This window comes from Saccharothrix sp. CCNWYY140 (assembly GCF_037401995.1).
Classification (GTDB): Bacteria; Actinomycetota; Actinomycetes; order Mycobacteriales; family Pseudonocardiaceae; genus Actinosynnema.
In genome coordinates this window covers 210,903-231,184 of the sequence record NZ_JBBEGC010000003.1, presented here as the reverse complement: position 1 = coordinate 231,184, position 20,282 = coordinate 210,903, and the positions used below count along the sequence as shown (strand labels likewise).

The 20,282-nt window shown below is 72.1% G+C and carries 20 protein-coding genes; 8 read left to right on the top strand and 12 right to left on the bottom strand.

Annotated elements, in window-relative coordinates; all coding sequences use genetic code 11:
- Window positions 1-164: 164 nt before the first annotated feature.
- From WBN91_RS03505 to WBN91_RS03485, 5 genes are all read right to left on the bottom strand, one after another.
- Window positions 165-773 carry a class I SAM-dependent methyltransferase gene (locus WBN91_RS03505; RefSeq protein WP_337722548.1) on the bottom strand — a complete coding sequence of 203 codons (609 nt, stop codon included), beginning with the start codon at window positions 771-773 and terminating at the stop codon, window positions 165-167.
- Window positions 774-795: 22 nt separating this feature from the next.
- Window positions 796-1,995, bottom strand: coding sequence for a glycosyltransferase family 2 protein (locus WBN91_RS03500; RefSeq protein ID WP_337722547.1), 1,200 nt, complete (start codon window positions 1,993-1,995; stop codon window positions 796-798).
- 256 nt (window positions 1,996-2,251) lie between these two features.
- Complete coding sequence (locus WBN91_RS03495) at window positions 2,252-2,704, bottom strand: DUF350 domain-containing protein (RefSeq protein WP_337722546.1); 453 nt, start codon at window positions 2,702-2,704, stop codon at window positions 2,252-2,254.
- An 11-nt stretch (window positions 2,705-2,715) separates the two neighbouring features.
- The gene (locus WBN91_RS03490) at window positions 2,716-3,879 is read right to left on the bottom strand and encodes a glutathionylspermidine synthase family protein (RefSeq protein WP_337722545.1); all 1,164 of its coding nucleotides are present in this window, start codon (window positions 3,877-3,879) and stop codon (window positions 2,716-2,718) included.
- The gene (locus tag WBN91_RS03485) at window positions 3,880-4,695 is read right to left on the bottom strand and encodes a hypothetical protein (protein ID WP_337722544.1); all 816 of its coding nucleotides are present in this window, start codon (window positions 4,693-4,695) and stop codon (window positions 3,880-3,882) included.
- Between the two features lie 126 nt (window positions 4,696-4,821).
- On the opposite strand from WBN91_RS03485, the gene WBN91_RS03480 reads away from it, so the two are divergent.
- The 3 genes from WBN91_RS03480 to WBN91_RS03470 are packed head-to-tail and all read left to right on the top strand — an operon-like array spanning window position 4,822 to window position 6,843.
- Window positions 4,822-5,868: a septum formation family protein gene (locus WBN91_RS03480; protein WP_337722543.1), complete on the top strand. Its 1,047-nt coding sequence runs from the start codon at window positions 4,822-4,824 to the stop codon at window positions 5,866-5,868.
- A 4-nt stretch (window positions 5,869-5,872) separates the two neighbouring features.
- A complete protein-coding gene (locus WBN91_RS03475; RefSeq protein WP_337722542.1) occupies window positions 5,873-6,223 on the top strand; it encodes a metallopeptidase family protein in 351 nt (116 codons plus the stop codon).
- Window positions 6,220-6,843 carry a hypothetical protein gene (locus WBN91_RS03470; RefSeq protein ID WP_337729356.1) on the top strand — a complete coding sequence of 208 codons (624 nt, stop codon included), beginning with the start codon at window positions 6,220-6,222 and terminating at the stop codon, window positions 6,841-6,843. The genes WBN91_RS03475 and WBN91_RS03470 overlap by 4 nt, the downstream gene beginning before the upstream one ends.
- A gap of 68 nt (window positions 6,844-6,911) precedes the next feature.
- Here the strand turns inward: WBN91_RS03470 and WBN91_RS03465 are convergent, their stop codons facing one another.
- Both WBN91_RS03465 and pheA read right to left on the bottom strand, forming a co-directional pair.
- Window positions 6,912-7,523: a histidine phosphatase family protein gene (locus WBN91_RS03465; protein ID WP_337722540.1), complete on the bottom strand. Its 612-nt coding sequence runs from the start codon at window positions 7,521-7,523 to the stop codon at window positions 6,912-6,914.
- Entirely contained in the window at window positions 7,520-8,413 is an 894-nt protein-coding gene (pheA, locus tag WBN91_RS03460) for a prephenate dehydratase (protein ID WP_337722539.1), read from the bottom strand. The genes WBN91_RS03465 and pheA overlap by 4 nt, the downstream gene beginning before the upstream one ends.
- A 103-nt stretch (window positions 8,414-8,516) precedes the next feature.
- Between pheA and WBN91_RS03455 the strand changes: the two genes are divergently transcribed.
- Window positions 8,517-9,128 carry a macro domain-containing protein gene (locus tag WBN91_RS03455; RefSeq protein WP_443217656.1) on the top strand — a complete coding sequence of 204 codons (612 nt, stop codon included), beginning with the start codon at window positions 8,517-8,519 and terminating at the stop codon, window positions 9,126-9,128.
- Between the two features lie 48 nt (window positions 9,129-9,176).
- Here WBN91_RS03455 and WBN91_RS03450 read toward each other — a convergent pair whose 3' ends face one another.
- The gene (locus WBN91_RS03450; protein ID WP_337722537.1) at window positions 9,177-9,659 is read right to left on the bottom strand and encodes a GNAT family N-acetyltransferase; all 483 of its coding nucleotides are present in this window, start codon (window positions 9,657-9,659) and stop codon (window positions 9,177-9,179) included.
- 61 nt (window positions 9,660-9,720) lie between these two features.
- On the opposite strand from WBN91_RS03450, the gene WBN91_RS03445 reads away from it, so the two are divergent.
- Window positions 9,721-10,344 (top strand): response regulator transcription factor, encoded by a 624-nt coding sequence (locus tag WBN91_RS03445; RefSeq protein WP_337722536.1) that lies wholly within the window; start codon window positions 9,721-9,723, stop codon window positions 10,342-10,344.
- 696 nt (window positions 10,345-11,040) lie between these two features.
- On the opposite strand, the gene WBN91_RS03440 is transcribed toward WBN91_RS03445, so the two are convergent.
- Together WBN91_RS03440 and cydC are read right to left on the bottom strand one after the other, a co-directional pair.
- Complete coding sequence (locus WBN91_RS03440) at window positions 11,041-12,147, bottom strand: GAF domain-containing sensor histidine kinase (RefSeq protein ID WP_443217655.1); 1,107 nt, start codon at window positions 12,145-12,147, stop codon at window positions 11,041-11,043.
- Window positions 12,148-12,152: 5 nt separating this feature from the next.
- Window positions 12,153-15,140 (bottom strand): thiol reductant ABC exporter subunit CydC, encoded by a 2,988-nt coding sequence (gene cydC / locus WBN91_RS03435; RefSeq protein ID WP_337722534.1) that lies wholly within the window; start codon window positions 15,138-15,140, stop codon window positions 12,153-12,155.
- 255 nt (window positions 15,141-15,395) lie between these two features.
- On the opposite strand from cydC, the gene WBN91_RS03430 reads away from it, so the two are divergent.
- Window positions 15,396-15,827, top strand: a complete 432-nt coding sequence (locus WBN91_RS03430) for a hypothetical protein (protein ID WP_337722533.1) — start codon at window positions 15,396-15,398, stop codon at window positions 15,825-15,827.
- A 3-nt stretch (window positions 15,828-15,830) separates the two neighbouring features.
- On the opposite strand, the gene cydB is transcribed toward WBN91_RS03430, so the two are convergent.
- Together cydB and WBN91_RS03420 are read right to left on the bottom strand one after the other, a co-directional pair.
- A complete protein-coding gene (gene cydB, locus WBN91_RS03425; RefSeq protein ID WP_337722532.1) occupies window positions 15,831-16,835 on the bottom strand; it encodes a cytochrome d ubiquinol oxidase subunit II in 1,005 nt (334 codons plus the stop codon).
- Between the two features lie 9 nt (window positions 16,836-16,844).
- Window positions 16,845-18,320, bottom strand: coding sequence for a cytochrome ubiquinol oxidase subunit I (locus WBN91_RS03420; RefSeq protein WP_337722531.1), 1,476 nt, complete (start codon window positions 18,318-18,320; stop codon window positions 16,845-16,847).
- A 153-nt stretch (window positions 18,321-18,473) separates the two neighbouring features.
- Here WBN91_RS03420 and WBN91_RS03415 point away from each other — a divergent pair, with 153 nt between their 5' ends.
- On the top strand, window positions 18,474-18,959 hold the full coding sequence (locus WBN91_RS03415) for a hypothetical protein (RefSeq protein ID WP_337722530.1): 486 nt from the start codon (window positions 18,474-18,476) through the stop codon (window positions 18,957-18,959).
- Complete coding sequence (locus WBN91_RS03410; RefSeq protein ID WP_337722529.1) at window positions 18,956-20,131, top strand: hypothetical protein; 1,176 nt, start codon at window positions 18,956-18,958, stop codon at window positions 20,129-20,131. The genes WBN91_RS03415 and WBN91_RS03410 overlap by 4 nt, the downstream gene beginning before the upstream one ends.
- Window positions 20,132-20,282: the final 151 nt, after the last annotated feature.

The following is a 20,282-nucleotide window of genomic DNA, read 5'->3' as shown; positions in this document are numbered from 1 at the left end:
CGGTGGGGGAACCGAGGCCCTCCACTTGTAGGTAACACCTACCGCGCGCTCCGCGCGCGAAGACCGCGCTGCGCGCGGAAAGGCGAAAGCCCGGCCGTCCCCAGGAAGGACAGCCGGGCTCCGGTGTGTCAGATGTTCAGGACACGGGCCTCACGACACAGACCTCAGGACGTCGGGCTCGTGGCCAGGATCCACACGTTACGGCGCCAGCCGGGCAGCCACGTCGCCGCCACCAACGGTGCCGGGCGGCGCTTGGCCGGGAGCATGCCGGAGATGATGCTCGACCCCGGCATCACCGACTCGTAGGACACCTTCTTCACGTCGAAGCCCTGGTCCTCGAACAGGCGGCGCATCGATGTGCGGGTCCACGGGCGGCGGTGGGTGTAGTCGTTCCACGACCAGCGTTGGGCGTCCGGGGACGAGGCGAACACGCGTCCGCCCGGCTTGAGGACCCGGCGGACCTCCTTGACCAGCGAGACCGGGTCGAGGAGGTGTTCCAGGACGTCCTTGAGCACCACGCCGTCGAACTCGTGGTCACCGACGGGCAGGTCCTCCTCGAGGTCCGCCAGGCGGACGTCGATCCCCTGCTCCTTGGCCTTGTCCACGGTGGACTGGAAGTTGTCCAGGCCCACGTAGTCCGGGAAGAACTCAGACACCCAGGCCGTTCCGCAGCCCACGTCCAGAATGCGCGAACCCGGGCGGAAGTGCCTCACGATGTCGTTGTAGTAACCCGGTTTCGCGTGCCACTCGTGGTAACCCACACTTAACACCATTCTGTCCGACAGGGGATGGGGACTAGTCCTCGCCGATCTTGGTGAGGCTGAGCGTGAAGCTGACGCTGATCATCTGGAAGCCGGTCACGATGGCGACCATGCCCAGGATCGGCACGCGCACCGTCTCGACCACGTCCAGCGCGCCGAAGCCGGCCGCGCCCCACGTCACCACCGCGCCGATGAAGCACGCGATGCCGACGAGGATCAGCAGGCCGCCGATCCACAGGCCGCGTTCCAGCGAGGCCCGTGCGACCCGGCCGATGAGCCTTCCCGACGGCGGTGGCAGCAGGCCCAGGTGGGCGGCGTAGGAGCGGGCGATGACCGCCAGGCCCACGCCCTGGAGGCCGACGAACAGCATGGTGGCGAAGCCGAGCATGCTCTGGAGGCCGAAGCCGACACCGCCGACCTCCTGCGGACCGAACGACAGCCACAGCAGGCCCAGGCCGCCCACGCCCAGCAGCAGCAGCGACGGGTAGTACAGCAGCCACCGGGGGCTGAAGGCGAGCAGGAACCGCAGGTGGCGCCAGCCGTCGCGCCACGTCCGCAGGTGCGGGGCGCGGCTGCGGCCGTCGGGGCGCAGGGTGGTCGGGACCTCGGCGATCTTGCGGTGGTTGAGCGAGGCGCGGACCACCATCTCGCTCGCGAACTCCATGCCCGACGTGCGCAGGCCCAGTTCGAGCATGCGGTCGCGGCGGAACGCGCGGATGCCGCAGTGGAAGTCGCCTACCGGGATGCGGAAGAACACGCGGCCCAGCAGCGACAGGACCGGGTTGCCCAGGTACTTGTGCAGGAACGGCATGGCGCCCGGCGCGATACCGCCCTGGAAGCGGTTGCCCATCACGAGGTCGTTGCCCGCGCGCAGGCCCTCGAGGAAGCCGCCGATGTCGTCCAGCGCGTAGCTGTCGTCGGCGTCGGCCATCAGCACGTACGTGCCCTCGGCCGCCTCGATGCCCGCCATCAGCGCGGCGCCGTAGCCGCGGCGCGGCACGTCCACCACGCGTGCGCCGTTGGCGCGGGCGATGTCCTGGGAGCCGTCGGTGGAGCCGTTGTCGGCGACGATGACCTCGCCGACCACGCCCAGCTCCTCCAGCGAGCGCTTGGCCTTGCGGAGGCAGATCTCCAGCGTCTCGGCCTCGTTCAGGCACGGCAGGACGATCGACAGCTCGACGACTTCCGTGGGCGTCCCGGATGGCGTCTCCACGGACTGGTTCGACAGAGTCATACCGCGCGTGCTCCCCTGTGGTGGGATCTACGATTTGCTCGATCTTGTGGTTCAGGAGCGCTGCCGGGCATCCCAGGGCCCTGGTCGCCGGGGGTACCGCCCCCGCGCACCGTGCCAGCGTGGCTCAACTTACACGCAGCACTTCGGTCCTTAATCGAGTACCCGCAAGTACAAGCCGGCCGCCGACTCCGTGTGGGAGCCGACGGCCGTTGTCGGTACCTCGTGCGATGATCGAAGCGGGGGCCGGAGGCCGGCCCTACGAGATCGCGACCGCCACCACGAGCCCCAGGGCGAAGTGGGCGCTGGCCACGACCACGCTGGCGGGCGCGAAGCGCTCGGACTCGATCAGCGAGCCGATGTCCAGGCGGGTCACCCACTCCAGCAGGCGCACCGCGAGCACCTGCACCACGATGCCCACCAGGCCGTAGGCCAGCGCCGACAGCAGGCCCTCGTCGAGCTTGCCCGCCGAGCTGTAGATCGCCACCACGACGATCAGCGCCATGCTGAGCAGGCCCGCCGCCGTCACGATGACCGCGTTCGGGGCGCCCGTGCGCACCAGGGTCGACAGCTTGCCGGGGGTCGTCCAGTCGATGGCGTAGAAGCCGAAGACCATCAGCACGAGGCCGACGACCGCGTACAGGGCGATCGCGCCGATGCCCCGGCCGATCGCTGCGCCGAAGCCCGGGTCCAACGCGAGTTCGCTGATCACTGCCACTCCATTCATTCGACAATCCGATGCGGGACGAACGCCGCGCCATCGTCGGTCACCAGGCCGACCGTCTCGCGGATGCCGAGCCCGGCCGCCGCGTCGCCGACGACCCACGCGCCCAGCGCCGGGCGGTAGCCGTCGAACTCGGGCAGCGGGTCGAACGCCTGGTAGACGAACCCTTCCTTGCCGTACACGCCGCCGGTCATGGTCTCGTAGCCCGGCGCCACGATCTGGATGTTCGCGCCCTCCCGGCCCAGCCGGGGCTTGCGCACGTACTCGGTGAGCACGCTGGGTTCGTCGAGGAACGCGGGCAGCAGGTTCGGGTGGCCCGGGTACATCTCCCACAGCACCGCGAGCAGCGCCTTGTTGGAGAGCAGCATCTTCCACAGCGGCTCGATCCACAGGGTGCCGGGCAGGCTCTCCACCGCGTAGCGGCCGAACTGCTCGTCGACCACCCACTCCCACGGGTAGAGCTTCACGACCGTGTTCATGGGCGCTTCCTCGAGGTCCACGAACCGGTTGAGCAGCGTGTCCCAGCCGATCTCCTCGATGGCCAGGCCGACAGTGCTCATGCCCGCTTCGGCGGCGGTCTCCTGGAGGTAGGCCACGGTGACGTGGTCCTCGCCCGACGGGTCGGCCCCGGACCAGGTGAAGTGCACCTCGTTGGAGGGCAGCTTCGCCCCGATCTCGGCCCACCGCTCGACCAGCTTCTCGTGCAGCGAGTTCCACTGGTCGTCGTCGGGGTGGACGTCGGTCTTCCAGTTCCACTGGACGACCGAGGCCTCCAGCAGGGACGTGGGGGTGTCGGCGTTGTACTCCAGCAGCTTGGCCGGGCCGCGGCCGTCGTAGCGCAGGTCGAACCGGCCGTAGACGTGCGGGTCGCGGCGCTTCCACGACTCGGCGATCGCGGGCCACGTCCACTCCGGGATGCCGAAGTCGCGGTACCGCTCGGTGAGCACCACGTTGTCGACGGCTTCCAGGCACATGCTGTGCAGCAGTTCGACGTCCGCTTCGAGCGACAGGATGTCGCTCATGTCGAACACGTAGTGCGCCGACTCGTCCCAGTACGGGCGGGCGCTGCCGTCGACCGCGCGGGCGGGCGCGCCGAACACCAGCCCCTGCTCGGACACGGTCCGCTGCCAGTTCGGCCGGGGCGCGGAGGTCTCCCGACGCACTCAGCTGCCCCCGCTCTTGCCGCTGCCGCCGATGCCGAACCCGCCGCGCTGGATCGTCGTGCCGGACTTGGTCGTGACGTTCGCGCCCTTGGGGATGGTGTAGCTGCCGCCGCTGACCTTCGAGCCGACCGGGACGCTCGCGCCGCCGTAGTGGTAGCGGTAGGAGCTGCCACCGATGTAGATGAAGCCGCTGCTGACGTAGCCGCCGTGCGAGCGGGCGTAGTTCTCGTCGCAGTACTGGTCCTCGACGACCACGTCGTCGCGGGTGCACTGGGCTTCGACCTCGTCCGGGCTGGCCACGGCGTACCAGATGGCGACGACGCCGACCACGCCCACGGCCACGCCACCGCCGATGAGCAGCCGCTTGCGCCTCTTGCGCCGCTTGGCCTCGGCCGCGGCGGCTGCCGCGGCCTCCTCCCGCTGCTGCTTGACGGCCTGCTGGCGGGCGCGCTGCTCGGCCACCGTCGGCGGCCGGGGCTGCGTGACGCCGGGCTGCTGCTGCCGGATCTTGCCCGGCTTCACCGGCTTGCCACCGGGTCCCTGCGGGCCACCCGGTCCGGCCTGGCCCGGCTGCGGCGCGCCCGGCGCGAAGCCCGGCTGACCCGGCTGGCCGGATCCGCCCTGGCCCGGCAGGGGTTGCGTCGGCTGCGGCCCGCTCGGCGCGAAGCCCGGCTGACCGGGCCCGGTCTGGCCCGGCAACGGCTGCGTCGGCTGCGCGCCACCCGGCTGACCCGGCGCAGGCGGCGGCCCGCCGGGTGCCGGCGGCGGCACGTACGGCGGCGGGTTCTTCTCGTCGTTACGGTCGTTCTCAGTCATCAGCCACTCCCGGCGGGGACGGTACAGAGATCGGCCGCCGAATGGGTGACGAGTGTCCCAAAAGCAACACACTCCACCCGCCCGGTTGGCAACACGGTCGGCACAGGCATCATGGAGTAGATGTCCATGAGCGCTCGCTGGTTTCGTCGAGGTGACCACCTGGTCATGCTCGGCGCGTTCGTCGGCGCGCTCGGACTGCTCGCGCTGAGCACGTTCACGTCGTGGCCGGTGGCCGGCGGCCCGGTCGGCGGGGCCTCGCAGACCATCAACCCTGTCTACACCTCGCAGGCTGGCGACTGCCTGAACTGGACCCGCGCCAACCTGTCCGACGTGGCCAAGGTCGACTGCTCGGCGCAGCACATGTTCGAGGTCACGGGCGTGGCGGACATCGGGCCGGCGTACGGGCCGCAGGCGCCGTTCCCGACCGACGAGCAGTGGCAGAAGATCAGCGAGGAGCACTGCGCCAAGACGTCCCTGGACTACCTGGGCGGCCGGTTCGACCCGTTCGGCAAGTACACCGTCGGCCCGCTCAACCCCGGCGAGCGGCTGTGGGCCGAGGGCCAGCGGACGCTGCGCTGCGGGCTCCAGGTCGCGGGACCGGCCGGTGGCCTGCTGCCCGCGTACGGCTCGGCCAAGACCCAGGACCAGTCCGACGTGTACGACCCGGGCGTGTGCCTGGGCATCACCGACGCGCGCGGCGTGGGCGACCCGGTCGAGTGCGCCAAGCCGCACGCGTACGAGATCGTCGGCGTGGTGACGCTGCCCGCGGGCGACTTCCCGCCGGTCGAGGAGCAGGACAAGGTGCTGGCCGTCGAGTGCGCGCGGATCGCCGCCGAGTACTCCGGCGGCCTGGACTTCAGGGCCCGCAACCTGGTCGTCACCTGGGACACGCGGGCGCCGGAGAGCTGGGCGGCGGGCTCGCACCGCGCGAACTGCAAGGTCGGCGCGGCCACCGACGGCGCCGGCCTGAACCCGTGGGACGGGAGCATCCGCAACCCCAACGCACCACCGTTGACCACGTCGAACCCGCCGCAGACGACCGCGGTGCAGCAGGAAGAGGCGACCGGCGCGCCGCTGCACTCGCAGTCCAACAGCAGCGCGGCGTCGGCGACCTCGTCGTCGTCGGTCGCGCCGACGTCGACCAGCCCGTCCGACACCAAACCGTCGAGGTGAGCCCGTGCCCGCGGAGATGACCCGGCAGCGGTTCGAAGAGCTCGTGGGCGACGCCCTGGACCTGCTGCCGCCGGAGTTCGCGGCGGCGATGAGCAACGTGGTGGTCCTGGTCGAGGACCGCCACCCCCAGGTGCCGTCGCTGCTGGGCCTGTACACGGGGATCGCGCTGACCCGGCGCACCACCGACTACGGCGGCGTGCTGCCGGACCGGATCACGATCTACCGCGAGGCGATCCTCGACATCTGCCGCACCGAGGAGGACGTGGTGGAGGAGGTCGCGGTGACCGTGATCCACGAGATCGCCCACCACTTCGGCATCGACGACGACAAGCTGCACGAGCTGGGCTGGGGATGAGCGAGGCCGAGGAGTGCGTCCACGAACTCCCGGCCGGCATGTGCCACCTGTGCAAGGCCCCGCCTCCGGGTGTGTTGAAGCAGGGGTGGCGGACGAAGGTCGGGCGGGCGTACCACAACGACCGGGATTGCGATCTTCTGCGCAAGGGCCACCGCTACGCCGAGCGGCGGGGCAACGAGGTGCACGACGCCGTGCCGGTGCGGTGGGTGGATGTGAACCCGGGCGAACTCCAGCCCTGCGAGCACTGCTGCACGCCGGAGTGGCTGCGCCGCCACGACCGCGCGCCGGGCGGCAGTCGCGCTGAGCGCGGCTCGCCGGCGGCGGCTGAGCGCGGCTCGCGGCCCTCGGCGGCGGCTGAGCGCGGCTCGCGGCCCTCGGCGGCGGCTGAGCGCGGCCTCCGGCCCCCGATGTCCATTGTCCCACGGGGTACCGACAGTGCCGTGGCTGTGGCCGGAGGGAAGCCGTGCCTGGTGCGGGTCGGTGGCGAGTGGGTGCCTGGCACGTTGGTGTGGGAGCCGAAGGCCCGCGCGGACGGCTTGTGGTGGGCGTCGGTCACCCATCGGGCGCACGGCCGCGAGGTCACCGAGATCCGCAGCCAGCACGACGTGCGCAAGCGCTAGCCGCCACCACCGGCCGACCGCTGCGAGCCGGCCACCGCCGGCTGTTCACCGCCGGTCGACCGCCGCGCCTAGTCGACTCGGTCCACGCCGGTCCACGACGTGCAGCGCCAGCCGTCGCCGGTGTCCTCCAGCACGACCTGGCCCGTGTTGGGCAGCAGGCCCGCCTCCAGCAGCGCCGGCTGGACGTTGCGCGCCATCGCCAGCGCCGCCAGCCGGATCGCCCCACCGTGGCTGACCAGCACGAACGTGTCATCTGGTGCGTGCCGCGCGCACACCTTGTCCACGGCGGCCACGAACCGGTCGATCACCTGCCTGCCCGACTCGCCGCCGGGGATCGTCGCGTCCAGGTCGCCCGCCGCCCACCGGTGCGCCGCCGCGATGAACAGGTCGAACGCCTCCCGGTCGTGCCGGCCCTCCAGGTCGCCGCAGAAGATCTCGTGCACGCCGTCGAGCACCTCGACGTCCAGGCCGTGCGCGGCGGCCACCGGGGCCGCGGTCTGCTGCGCCCGCACGGCCGTGCTGGCGTACACGGCGGACACCGGCTCGGTCGCCAGCGCCTCGCCCAGCGCCTCCGCCTGCGCCCGGCCCGCGTCGGTCAACGGCGGGCCGGGTGGCAGGGAGTCCAGCGCCATCTTCAGGTTCGACGCCGTCTCGCCGTGCCGCACCAGGATCAGCTTCACGCCCCCCGCCCTTCCCGCACGGCGGCGACCCACTCGGCCGCAGCCACGAACTCCTCGTCCCCGACGGGTGCGCCGCCCGGCTCCGCCTTCGGGTAGGACCCGAGGAACCGGGTGTCCGGGCAGTGCCGGCGCAGCGCGGCGAGCGCGTCACCCACGCGCGGCTCGGCGACGTGCCCGTCGAAGTCGATGTAGAACCGGTACTCGCCCAGCCGGCCCTTGGTGGGACGGGACTCGATGCTGGTCAGGTTGATGCGGCGCAGCGCCAGCTCGGTGAGCAGCTCGGACAGCGCGCCCACCCGGTCGGTCGCGGTGATCACGACGGACGTGCGGTCCCGCCCGGTCGGCGCGGGCGGCGGGCCGGGGCGGCGCAGCAGCAGGAACCGGGTCTTGGCGTCCCGGACGTCGGCCACGTCGGTGGCCAGCACCTCCAGCGGGTAGTGCCGCACCGCGACCGGCGCGCACACCGCCGCGTCGAACTCGCCCGCCAGCACGGCCCGCGCGGCGGCGGCGGTGGACGTGGTGGCGACGGCCTCGGCGGCGGGCAGGTGCTCGGCCAGCCAGTGCCGGACCTGACCCAGGGCGTGCGGGTGGCTCGCGACGGTCCTCACCTCGCCGCCGCCGGGCCGCACCAGCACGCTGAACCGCACGTCCAGCACGGCCTCCGCGACGGCCACCAGCGGCTCGCCCTCGGCCAGGGCGTCCATCGTGGCCGGGACCGCGCCCTCGACGGAGTTCTCCACCGGCACGCACGCGGCCTCGGCGTCCCCGCGGCGGGTGGCGGCCAAGGCGGCGGGCACGGTGTCGTACGGGACCAGCTCGTCCGGGGAGGCACCGAGGCCGAGGGCGGCCTGCTCGGTGAACGTCCCCTGCGGTCCGAAGTAGGCGAGCACGGCCGCAACGATACGAGCACCACGGCCGGTGATCGCCGCTGAGGCGAGGATCACCCGGCCGGCGGGTGCCCGGCCCCGTTCCGCCAGACCCCTGTGTCCTGGAATGCTTGCGGCTGTGTCCGCCGATACGGAGGGTGAGATCAACGCTCCGGTAGCTGTTCCCCGTCTGGTGCTGTGCGCTGTCGACGAGCCCCTCGCGACGGCGTGGCTGGGTGTCGCCGACGGCCGCACCGGTGTCCAGGTGCACCGCGGTTCGGTGCTCGACATCGTGGCCGAGGCCGTCGTGAGCCCCGCGAACTCCTCGGGCTGGATGCGTTTCGGCATGGACGCCGTGTACGCGCGGGCCTTCCCCCACGTCGAGGCCAACGTGCGCAGCGCCGTGCTCGGCCTGCACGGCGGCGAGCTGCCGGTGGGCGAGGCGCTGGTGGTGCCGACCGGCGAGCCGCAGCCGGAGTGGCTGATCAGCGCGCCGACCATGCGCACCGCCGGCGAGCACCTGCCCGGCGACACCGTCCACCCGTACCTGGCGGCGCGGGCCGTGCTGCGGCTGTGGCGGGACGGCCGCCTGGACGACGGCCGCCCGGTCCGGACGGCGGTGCGGACGATCGCCATGCCGGGCCTGGGCACGGGCGTCGGCGGGGTGGCGCCGGAGACGTGCGCGCGCCAGGTCGCCGCCGCGTGGGACGAGGTGTTCAGCTCCCTCCCCCGGCGCTGACGACCTGTGCACAACTCTGTGGACAACCCGCGTGGAGCCTGTGGACAACTACCGGGGTGCGACCCATCGCTCCAGGTCCAGCTCATCGGTGATGGGGATGCCGTAGTCCCCCACGGAGGGGATCTCTGGTTTGAGCCGACGTGACTCGCGCACCGCGTCGGGCCGCAACGCGGCGAGCCGGAACCCGCGCCGCTGGTAGAACCGCAGCGCGTCCAGGTTGTCGTTGGTGGTGGTGAGCCGGACGCGGGAGCAGCCGAGCTGCCGCGCGCGCTGCACGGCCGCCTCGACCAGCGAACTCCCCACGCCCCGGCCTCTTCGCAGCGCGTCGACGGTGACGATCTCCAGCAGCCCCTCGGTGGTGGCGTAGGTCAGCAGGCCGACCACCTGGTCCTGCTGCTCCACCAGGAACCCCGGCAGACTCGCGGGGAAGAACACCTGGCCGTGGGCGACCGCGGTGTGCGCGCCCCACAGCTCCAGCACCAGCCGACCGACGACGATCCGGTCGGCTTCCTCGATCGCGCGTACCTGCATGTCTTGCACTGTCTTGAGGTCCGCGCGCAACCGGTACCGGCATTCGACCTATGGTGGGTTCGTGCCCGTGCGCGTGTTGCTGGTCGACGACCACGAGATCGTCCGCAGGGGTCTGCGCGAACTCCTGGAAGACGAGGACGACATCACCGTCGTGGCCGAGGCCGGAGGGGTCGACGAGGCCGTGGTCTTCGCGACGTCCCTGCACCCGGACGTGGCCCTCGTGGATGTCCGCCTGCCGGACGGAACAGGCGTAGACCTGTGCCGCCGCTTGAGGGCACTGGACGTCCGCTGCCTGGTCCTGACGGCGTTCGACGACGAGGAAGCCTTGGTCGGCGCGATCATGGCCGGCGCCTCGGGCTACCTCCTGAAGCAAGTCCGAGGACAGGACCTGGTCAACGCGGTCCACGAGGTAGCGGCAGGCAGATCCCTGCTGGACCCCCAGACCACGGCCAGGGTCCTGGACCGGATGCGCCGCCCACCGGAGGTCGACGTCCTGGACGCCCTGACCGAGCAGGAGCGACGGGTGCTGGACCTGATCGGCGAGGGCATGACGAACCGGCAGATCGCGGAACAACTGTTCCTGGCGGAGAAGACGGTGAAGAACTACGTCACCTCGGTGCTGCAAAAACTCGGAATGGAACGCCGAACCCAAGCCGCCGCCTGGGTAGCCCGCCGCTCCCGCTGACTTTGTCGGTGCCGCCTGGAAGAATGAGCCCCAGGGGGCGCTCAGCCGAAATTGTCGTACCCCCGTGGGACAATGGAACCGGGGGCCGGAGGCCACGCCCAAGAGCCCAGGGCCAGGGCCGAGCCGAGGGCTGGAGCCGGGAGCTGAGGACTGGAGCTGGGGGCGGCGAAGGCCGGGGGCTGGAGCCGAGAGCTGGAGGCTGGAGCCGGGCGCGGCGAAGGCCGGGGGCTGGAGGCTCGCCCAAGGGCCGAGGGCTGCGCCAGGCGGCCGGGGGCCGAGCCAGACCGGCCGAGGCTGAGGGCTGGAGGCTGAGGGCTGGAGGCTGAGGGCTGGAGGCTGAGGGCTGGAGGCTGAGGGCTGGAGGCTGAGGGCTGGAGCCGAGCCGGGCGGCCGAGGGCCACGACGTCACCGCTCACTCTCGCGCGGACCTTTCGGCCATCGCACACCCCGAGCGCGGGCCGCCCCTCCTGCGGGCCGCCACGCACAGCGCCACAGCCGCCGCACGACCACGACTGGCCGAGAATTGTCGGTGCCGGCTGGAAGAATGAGCCCCAGGGGGCGCTTGGGCGGAATTGTCGTACCCAGGTGAGATAATGGAGACGGGGGCCGGAGGCCGCGACCCCGCCCAATCAGCGAGCAGGTGTTGGGGCGTTCAGACCGCGGCCTGGCCAGGTGCCGGAAACGGCGGAAGGCCTCTCAGAGCGGTACGTGCCAGGTGATCGTGGTGCCGGTGCGCGGGGAGGAAGTGACCTCGCAGCCGCCGCCTGCCGCCAGAGCCCGCTCCTCCAAGTGCCGCAGGCCGCGGCGGGCCACGCCGCGCGGGATGCCGCAGCCGTTGTCGGACACGCGGAGTTCCAGGTGGGAAGGGTCTCGGGTCAGGGCGATTTCCACCCGGCCGGCGCCCGAGTGGCGGACGACGTTGGACAGGGCCTCGCGCAGGGCCGCTCGGGCGTGGTCGGCCAGGGCTGCCGGTACGTCGGTCAGGTCGCCGTCCACGTGGACCTCCGGGTCGAAGCCGAGCAGCTCGCCCGCGGTCCTCGCTTCGGCCAGGACGGAGGTGTGCAGGTCGGCGTCGCCGGGTTTGCCGGGGTCGGCGCTGCGGAGTGCTCGGACGGTGGCGCGGACTTCGGCCATCGTCTGGTCGAGTTGGTCCACGCAGTCGGCGAGGCGCTTGGCTTCCCGTCCGTCCAGCTTCAGGCGGCGGTTGAGGAGTTCCAGCTGCACGCCGGTCGCGTACAAGCGCTGGATGATCACGTCGTGCAGGTCGCGGGCGATCCGTTCGCGCTCCTGGTACACCGCGATCCGCTGCCTGGCCGTCGAACCCTCCGCGAGCACAACGGCCAGTCCGGCCTGGGCGGCGAAAGCGGTGAGGACGTCGACGGTGTCGGTGCTGAAGGGGGGTGCACCCTTGCGGCGGTACACGGCCAGGGCGCCGATCTTGCGTTCGCGTGTCCCGAACGGCGCGACGGCGAACGGGCCGTAGCCGCGCAGCGACTGCGGCACGAAAGGCGCTGTGCGTGGGTCGGTGGTGAAGTCGTCGGCGACCACCGCGACGCCGGTTCGGGCGGCGCGCGCGGCGGAAGAGCGGTGGGACAGCACGATGCCCACCGGGTCCACGTCGCCGGACGACGCCTCCACGGTGAGGCTCCCGTCGTCGCCGGTGGCCATCGCCAGGCCCAGGTCCGCCTCGGCCAACTCGGCGGCGCGGCGCACGACGAGCGGCAGCACGGCGTCCGGGTCGTCGCCGGCGAGGGCGGCGGAGGTGATCTCGGTCGACGCGGCGAGCACCAGGGCGGGGTCCACGGCCGTCAACGGTAGGCCCCGACCGCGACTCGGCCCCGGGACACCTCCCACACCACGTCGGCCCGCCGCGCCTCGTCGGGGCGGTGGGTGATGTGCACGACGGTCCGGTCCAGCCCGTCCACCAGGTCCAGCAGCCGGCGGGCCGAGTCCTCGTCGAGGTGGGCGGTGGGTTCGTCCAGGAGCAGGACGTCGGCGTCGTGCAGCAGGGCGCGGGCGAGGGCCACGCGTTGCGCCTCGCCGCCGGACAGCAGGGTCGGGCCGACGACGGTGTCCAGGTCGAGGTCGAGCCCGACCGACGCGAGTGCCGCCCGCAGCCGGGTGTCGTCGGCGGCCGGGTCGCCGATGCGCAGGTTCTCGCGCAGGGTCGTGGACACCAGCATCGGCTCCTGCGGGCACCACGCGATCCGCGCGGGTCGCCGGACCGTGCCCGTGCTCGGCGCTACGAACCCCAGCAGCAGCGCGAACAGCGTCGACTTGCCCGCGCCCGACGGTCCCACGACGGCGACCTTCGCCCCGGCGGGCACCTGGACGCTCACGTCCTCGAGCACCGGTCGGGTCGCACCCGGCCACCGCGCGGTGACGCCGTCCAAGATCACGCCATCGACGTGCCCAACCGGCGGCAGGTCATTGCCCTGTTCCACGATCCGCCCGTACGCCTCCCGCAACGCCTGCCGGTGCTGAGCAGCCGCCGGCAACGCGCCCAACGCCTCGGCCAGCGCCAACGGCACCAAGCCCAGCAAAGGCGCGAGCAGCGGGTCGACGCCGGCGGCGATCGCCGTGCACGCCACCACCGCGCCGCCGAGCACGAGGTGCACCAGCCCGGTCGCCGCGCCCGCGCCCCACGCCTGCCGCCGCGCCAGCCGGGCCAGTTCGGCGTCGTGCGCGGCCAGCCGCGCCCGCACCTCCCGGTCCGCCCCGAACGCGATCAGGTCGGGCGCGGCGGTCAACAGGGTCAGCACCTCTTCGGACACCTGCCGCCGACCGCGCGCCAGCACGGTGCTCGCCCGCCGCTCGGCCAGGACCGCGACCAGCGGCGGGAGCGTCCCGCCGACCAGGACCGCGAGCCCGACCGCAACCCCTGCCCACGGGTCCAGGAGCGCGAACAGGACGGTCGTGGCGAGCCCGACCCCGGCGGCCACCAGCGGCGGCTGGAGGACTCGGGGCACCAGGTCGCGGACGGTGTCCACGTCGTCCACCAGCCGGGTCAGCTCGGCGCGCCCCGGGCGCAGCGACCGCCACAGCCGGACGCGGAGGTCCTCGGCGAACCGGAACGCGGCGTCGTGCGACACCAGCCTTTCGAGGTAGCGCAGGACGCCCTTCGAGAGTGCAAACGTTCGCACGCCCACGACCAGCACCGACAGCGTCAGGATCGGCGGCTGGGTGGCGGCCTTGGCGATGAGGTGCGCGGCGACGGCGGTCAGCGCGACCCCGCTGGCCGAGGCGGCGATCCCCAACGCCGCCCCGGCCAGCACCCGCCCGGTCGGCCGCGGGGTCCGCGGTGTCGCGGCCCGGCCGACCTCGTGGTCCACGGCCGCCGCCGCGAAGGCGTTGTCCGCTTGTTCGACGGTCCGGTGGGTCGAGAGGAGAACGGCCGCACCGGCGTCCGCGGCGGCCTGCACGGCGGTCATCACGAGCGCCGCCGTCGCGGGGTCGAGGTGGGCCGTGGGCTCGTCCAGCAGCAGGACCGTCGCGCCGTCCTTCACCCTGGTCAGCGCACGGGCGATGGCCACCCGCTGCCGCTCGCCGGTGGACAGCTCGGCGATCCGGCGCTCCACCAGGTGGTCGGCGGCGACCGACGCCAGCACCTCCCGGTCGACGCGGCCGGTGGTCAACTCCAGCTCGTCGGCGACCGTCCGCCCGGCGAACGCGGGCCGCTGCGGGACCCACGCGATGGCGTCCCGGTCCACGACGACCTCGCCGCCATCCGGCTCGACGTAGCCGAGGAGCACGTCGAACAAGGTCGACTTGCCCGCGCCGCTGGGCGCGTCCAGGCGGTGCACCTCGCCGGGCCACACCACGAGGCTGATCCCGTCCGGCGCGAACCGGCCCCGGCGCCGCACCCGCAGGTTGCGCACCTGCACGCCCACGGGCCGACCGTCGATCGCCACCCCGACCAACCGGACCGCCCGTCCGCTCGTGCGCCGCGCCTCCGGGATCTCCGCGACCCGGCGCACGGCCTCCACGCCGTCCTCCGACGCGTGGTGCGCCGCGCCCGCCGCCCGCAGCGGCAGGTAGCACTCGGGCGCGAGGATCAGCACCACCAGCCCGGTGACCAGCGTCAACTCCCCCGACACCAGCCGCAGCCCGATGCCGACCGCGATCAGCGCCACCGACAGCGACGCCGCCACCTCCAGCACCAGCGCCGACAGGAACGCCACCCGCAACGTCCCCATCGTGGCCTTGCGGTACCGCGCCCCCACCTCCTCGACCGCCCGCGCCTGCGCCGAAGCCCGCCCGAACGCCGTGAGCACCGGCAGCGCGCGCACCAGCTCCGCCAACCGCCCCGACAGCCGCTCCAACGCCGTCGCGGCAGCCGCCACCCGGGCCGAGGTGAACTTGCCGATCAGGATCGCGAACACCGGGATCAGCGGCAGCGTCACCGCCACCAGCACCGCCGACGTCGGGTCCGTCACGAAGATCCACAGACCCACCAGCACCGGCACCACGGCCGTCGTCACCAGGGCGGGCAGGTACTTGGTGAAGTAGGCGTCCAGCGCGTCCAGGCCCTTGGTGGCCACCACCGCCAGCTCCGCCGGCCCGCGGGACACGATCCACGCCGGCCCCAGCCCCAGCGCCCGGTCCAGCACCGCGGCCCGCAGCTCCTCCTTGGCGCCCGCCGCCGCCCGCGCCGCGACCGTCTCGGTGGCCCACGCCAACACCGCCCGCGCCACCACCGCGCACCCCAGCGCCCACAGCGACCCGCCCTCCACCAGCGCGGAGGCGAGCGTCACGGCCTGGAGGACCAGAGCGGCGGAGGACAGCGCGGCGAGCACGCCGCAGAGGGTCAGCGCTCGGCGCGCCGAAGGCGAAAGGGCGGGTAGCGCGCCGAGCGGCCCTCTCCCCGGCTTCTTGGCGGAAGGGGTTCCGGGGACGTCCACACCACGACCGTAGGTCCCCGGCCCTCGTCCCGCTCAGGTACGAGGGTCCCCCCGACGGCAGGACCTAGGTCCCCTCGCCCCGTCCGCCGTCCGGCCGCACCTCGCCGCGACCCGGCCAGGGGACCGCCGCCCGCGCGTTACGGTGCCGGAATGGCGGAGAGCGGGTTCGTCGAAGTGCGCGGGGCCAACCGGGGGAACAACGTCGTCCTGCACCTGTTCGCCGTGGCGCTGATGGTCACCGGACCGATCGTCTACGCGTCCACCGATGGCGGCACGGTCGGCATCGTGCTCACGGTGATCCTGTTGCCCCTGGGCATCGGCGTGTGGCGCGGCACCGGCCGGGCCAAGCGGCGGCTGCTGCGCCTGGACGAGGTGGGCCTGCCCGCGACCGCCTTCGTCCTGACCTCGGAGCCGATCAGCGAGGACGCCACGATCCGCGTCCGGCTCCTGATCAGGGGTCCGGACGTGCCCGAGTTCCTGATCGACCACGACACCTCGTACCACCCCAGCCTGAAGGCCGGGAACAAGCTCGACGCGGTGGTCGACCCCGACGACCACCGCGACTTCGAACTCGACTACTGAGGCTTACTGGGGCACGTGCACCTTGGGGATGTGCCGCGTCCCGATGCGCTTGCGGAACACCCAGTACGTCCACCCCTGGTACACGAGCACCGCGGGCGTCCCGAACGCCGCCACCCACGTCATCACGGTCAACGTGTAAGGGCTCGAAGCGGCGTTCTCCACCGTCAACGAGAACGCTGGGTCCAAAGTGGACGGCAGCACGTTCGGGTACAGCGCACCGAACAACGCCACCACCGCACACGCCACCGCCACGCCCATCAACGCGAACGCCTGCCCCTCACGCCGCAGCGCCAACCGCGCCAGAGCACCGAAAGCCGCCAACGCGACACCGATCGCCGCCGCGTACGTCCACACGCTCCCGAACCGCAGCTGCACCAACAGCAGCAACACGACCAGCGGCAGCAACGCGACCGGTGCGATCCGCAACGCCACCGCACGGGCACGTTCCCGCACTTCGCCCTCGGTCTTCAGCGACAGGAACACCGCGCCGTGCACCAGCGCGTACCCGGCGATCGCCAACGCGCCCAACAACGACTCCAGCGTCACCGCCGCGAACGGCGAGCCCACCCGGTCGCCGTTGGCGTCCAGCGGCAGCCCGAACACGTTGGCCGTCAACACCAACCCGACCCCGAGCGTCGCCACCCACGAGCCGACGAAGATCACCGCGTCCCACACCCGCCGCCAGCGCGCCGAGTCCACCTTGCCGCGGTACTCGAAGGCCACCCCGCGCCCGATCAGGGCCAGCAGGAACAGCACCAGCGGCAGGTAGGCCGAGCTGAACAGCGAGGCGTACCAGCCGGGGAACGCGGCGAACGTCGCGCCGCCCGCCACCAGCAGCCACACCTCGTTGCCGTCCCACACCGGCCCGATCGTGTTGATCAGCACGCGCCGCTCGGTCTCGTCACGGCCCAGCACCGGCAGCAGCATACCGACGCCGAAGTCGAAGCCCTCCAGGAACAGGTAGCCCAGCCACAGCAGGGCGATCACGCAGAACCAGAACGTCTCCACGACAACCCCTCAGTACGCGAACGACAGGACGTCGTCGTCTTTGCGATCGGCCTGGTCCGGTTTGTGGTCCGGCAGCACGCCCGCGACACCGCCGCGGACGTACCGCCGGACCAGGAACACCTCGACGCACGCGAGCACCCCGTAGACGAGCGTCAAGGCGATCAACGACGTCAGCACCTCGCCGACCGTCGAGTTCGACACGGCGCGCGCGGTGAACATCCACACCCCGTCCACGCCGCTCGGGTTCGGGACGACGACGAAGGGCTGCCGTCCCATCTCGGTGAAGATCCAGCCGAAGCTGTTGGCCAGGAACGGGGTCGCGATGCTGCCCAGCGCCAGCAGCCGGAACCACCGCCCGGTCGGCACCCGCCCGCCCCGCGTCAGCCACAGAATCAACAGGCCCACGCCGGCGGCGATCGCGCCGAAGCCGATCATCAGCCGGAAGCCCCAGTAGGTCACCGGCAGCAGCGGCACGTAGTCGATGGGCTTGCCCGACAGCTCGCCCAGCCGCTCGTCCACCGGGTAGTTCGTGCCGTACTTGGCCTGGTACATCGGGACCAGCTCCTCGATGCCCTTGACCTCCGACGTGAAGTCGTTGTGCGCCAGGAACGACAGCAGCGCGGGCACGGTGATGCTCTTGACGTTCTCGCAGTCCGGCCGCGACACGTCGCCGACCGCGAACACCGAGAACGCGGCGGGCTGCTCGGTGTGGCACAGCGCCTCGGCGGCGGCCATCTTCATCGGCTGCTGCTCGAACATCAGCTTGCCCTGGACGTCGCCGCTGATCGCCAGCCCGGCGAACGCGACCACGCCGACCCACGTGCCGAGCTTGACCGACGACCGCCACACCGGGCCGTCGGCCGAGCGCTTCCACAGGTGCCAGGCGGCGATGCCGACCAGGAACGAGGCGGCCACGGCGAACGCGCCGAAGATCGTGTGCGGGAACGCGGCCAGCACGGTGTTGTTGCCCAGCACCGCCCAGATCGAGGTCAGCCGCGGCCGGCCGTCGACCAGCTCGACGCCCACCGGGTGCTGCATCCACGAGTTGGCGGCCAGGATGAAGTACGCCGAGGCCATCGTGGCCGTGGAGAACGCCCAGGCGCAGGCGAGGTGGACCTTCTTGGGCAGCCGGTCCCAGCCGAAGATCCACAGGCCGAGGAAGGTCGACTCCACGAAGAACGCGACCAGGCCCTCCATCGCCAGCGGCGCGCCGAACACGTCGCCGACGAACCGCGAGTAGGCGCTCCAGGTCATGCCGAACTGGAACTCCTGCACGATGCCGGTCACCACGCCCATCGCGAAGTTGATCAGCAGGAGCTTGCCCCAGAACTTGGTCATCGCGTAGTACTTGCGGTCCCCCGTGCGGACCCACGCCGTCTGCATGCCCGCGACGAGCAGCGACAGGCCGATCGTCAGCGGCACCATCAGGAAGTGGTAGACGGTGGTGATGCCGAACTGCCACCGCGCCAGGTCGAGTACGTCCACGGCGACGACGGTAAGTCGGAGGAGCGGGTCCCGCTCAGGTACGACGGTCCCGTCCGGCCCGGGACCAAGGTCCCCCCACCCCCGTCCGGGTGAACGGCTAACGGGCCGCCCACCCCACCCGAACTACCGGTCAAGGCCTCGTAGGAGGAGGGGATGGCTTTGAGCGACAACACTTCGAGCGTCGTCATCGTGGACCGCGACGACCTGGACGCGGTCACCGGGATCGCCGCGGAGCACGGCGTGCTCGTGCAGCCGGTCGACACCCGCGACCTCGAACCGGTGCTCACCGTGACACTGGTCCTGCTCGGCTCGGCGCTCGCGGTCGGCACCGTGACCCACCTGGTGGACCGGGTGAAAGGCGGCCAGGTGGTCGACCTGCGTCCCGGCGCGCCCCGGCCGCTGTACCGGTCGAAGGACGTCGTGTACGGGCTGATCGTGATCCACACGGTGGACGGGAAGGTGTCCGTCGAGGTGAAGGAGCCGCGCGGCCTGTTCGGCCAAGCGATCGACGCGGTCGTGCAGGTGCTCACCGGGATGCCGGAAGCCGGCGCCGCAGAGGTGGCCGGGGTCGTCGAGTCGGCCGTGGGCGAGATCGGCAGCGTGGCCGTCGAGCGGGCGTCGGGCGGGGGGCCGGTGTGAAGGCGTCGACGTTCCTGGACAGCCTCTACGAGGCCGTGTACCGGACGGCGGGTCTCCCGCCGCCCGGTGAGCAGGACGTGACGCGCGACCCCACCAACCTCCGGATCGTGCGCCAGATCCACGAGCTGCACAGCGACGGGCTGCCACCGGAGGAGGCCCGGGTCGTGCGGGAGGCCGCCGAGCAGGCCCTGGAGGCCGCCGCGGGGAACGTCCTGAGCAAGTACGAGGACCCGTTCATGATCAGCATCCTCCGGGACGTCGCCGACCGGGTCGAAGCCGCGTGCCGGGAGGCGGGGGTGCCCCTCCCGGACCGCCCGCTGCTCGGCACGCTCCCCCACGGGGACGTCAACGCCCGGACGATGCTGGTCCCGGGGACCGGTGAACACCTCGTCCTGTTCGAGAGCCAGCTCATCCTGTTCGCGCACCTCGCCGCGAAGGCCGTCGTCGAGGCGCTCCCCCTCGGCGAACTCGACGACGGCCGCTTGTCCTTCGACCTCGACACCGCGCACATCCGGGCAGCGCTGGAAGCCGAGCCGCGGCTCGCGGCGCGGTTCGTCGAGGTCCTGCTCGGCTACGCCGTGACCGGTCGGCCGGGTTTCGCCCGCCAGTACCTCCAGAGCCGCAAGCGCGAGGCGCTGACCAGGATCTTCCGCAACGCGTTGGAGTTCTTCGTCCTGGGCCACGAGTACGGGCACATCGTCTCCCGGCACCTGGGCGAACGGCGACTGGTGGCCGGCATGGACATCGGCGGGGATGACGCGGAGGAGTTGCCCGAGGAGGTCCTCTACAGCTGGAAGCAGGAACTGGAGGCGGACGTCCGTGGCGTCGAGTACGCCATCCCGCCCACGATCCGCGCAGGCTACGACCTGACCCTCGGCTACGCGGCCGGGCCGGACTTCTACTTCACCCTCATGGACGTGTTCTCGCGGGCCATGCAGTTGCTGCGGACCGGCACCGAAGAGGTCCCGCTCGCGACCAGCCACCCGCCGGCCGCCCTGCGTCGCGAGGCCCTTCGCCGGTCCTTGCGCGACTTTCTGGGCGACGCGGCGGACGGACCCCTGCACCTGGCCACGACTTTGCAGGAGGTCGTGGAAGGGCTGTGGGCCTTCGCCCGCCCGACCGTGCTGAACGCCCGCGAGCACGGTGTCCGCCCGAGGTCCACCTGGCGGTGAGCGGATGCGTCCGGCGTCACGTCGACCTGCTCATATGCGTGACCTAGGATAGGTTCCGCCAGAGGGGAGTAGTTCCCGCGATCGTGCACTTCGGACGATCACGGCGAGGTGATCGACACACTGATCCCGCCTTCGAGCGGATCCGGTCCCT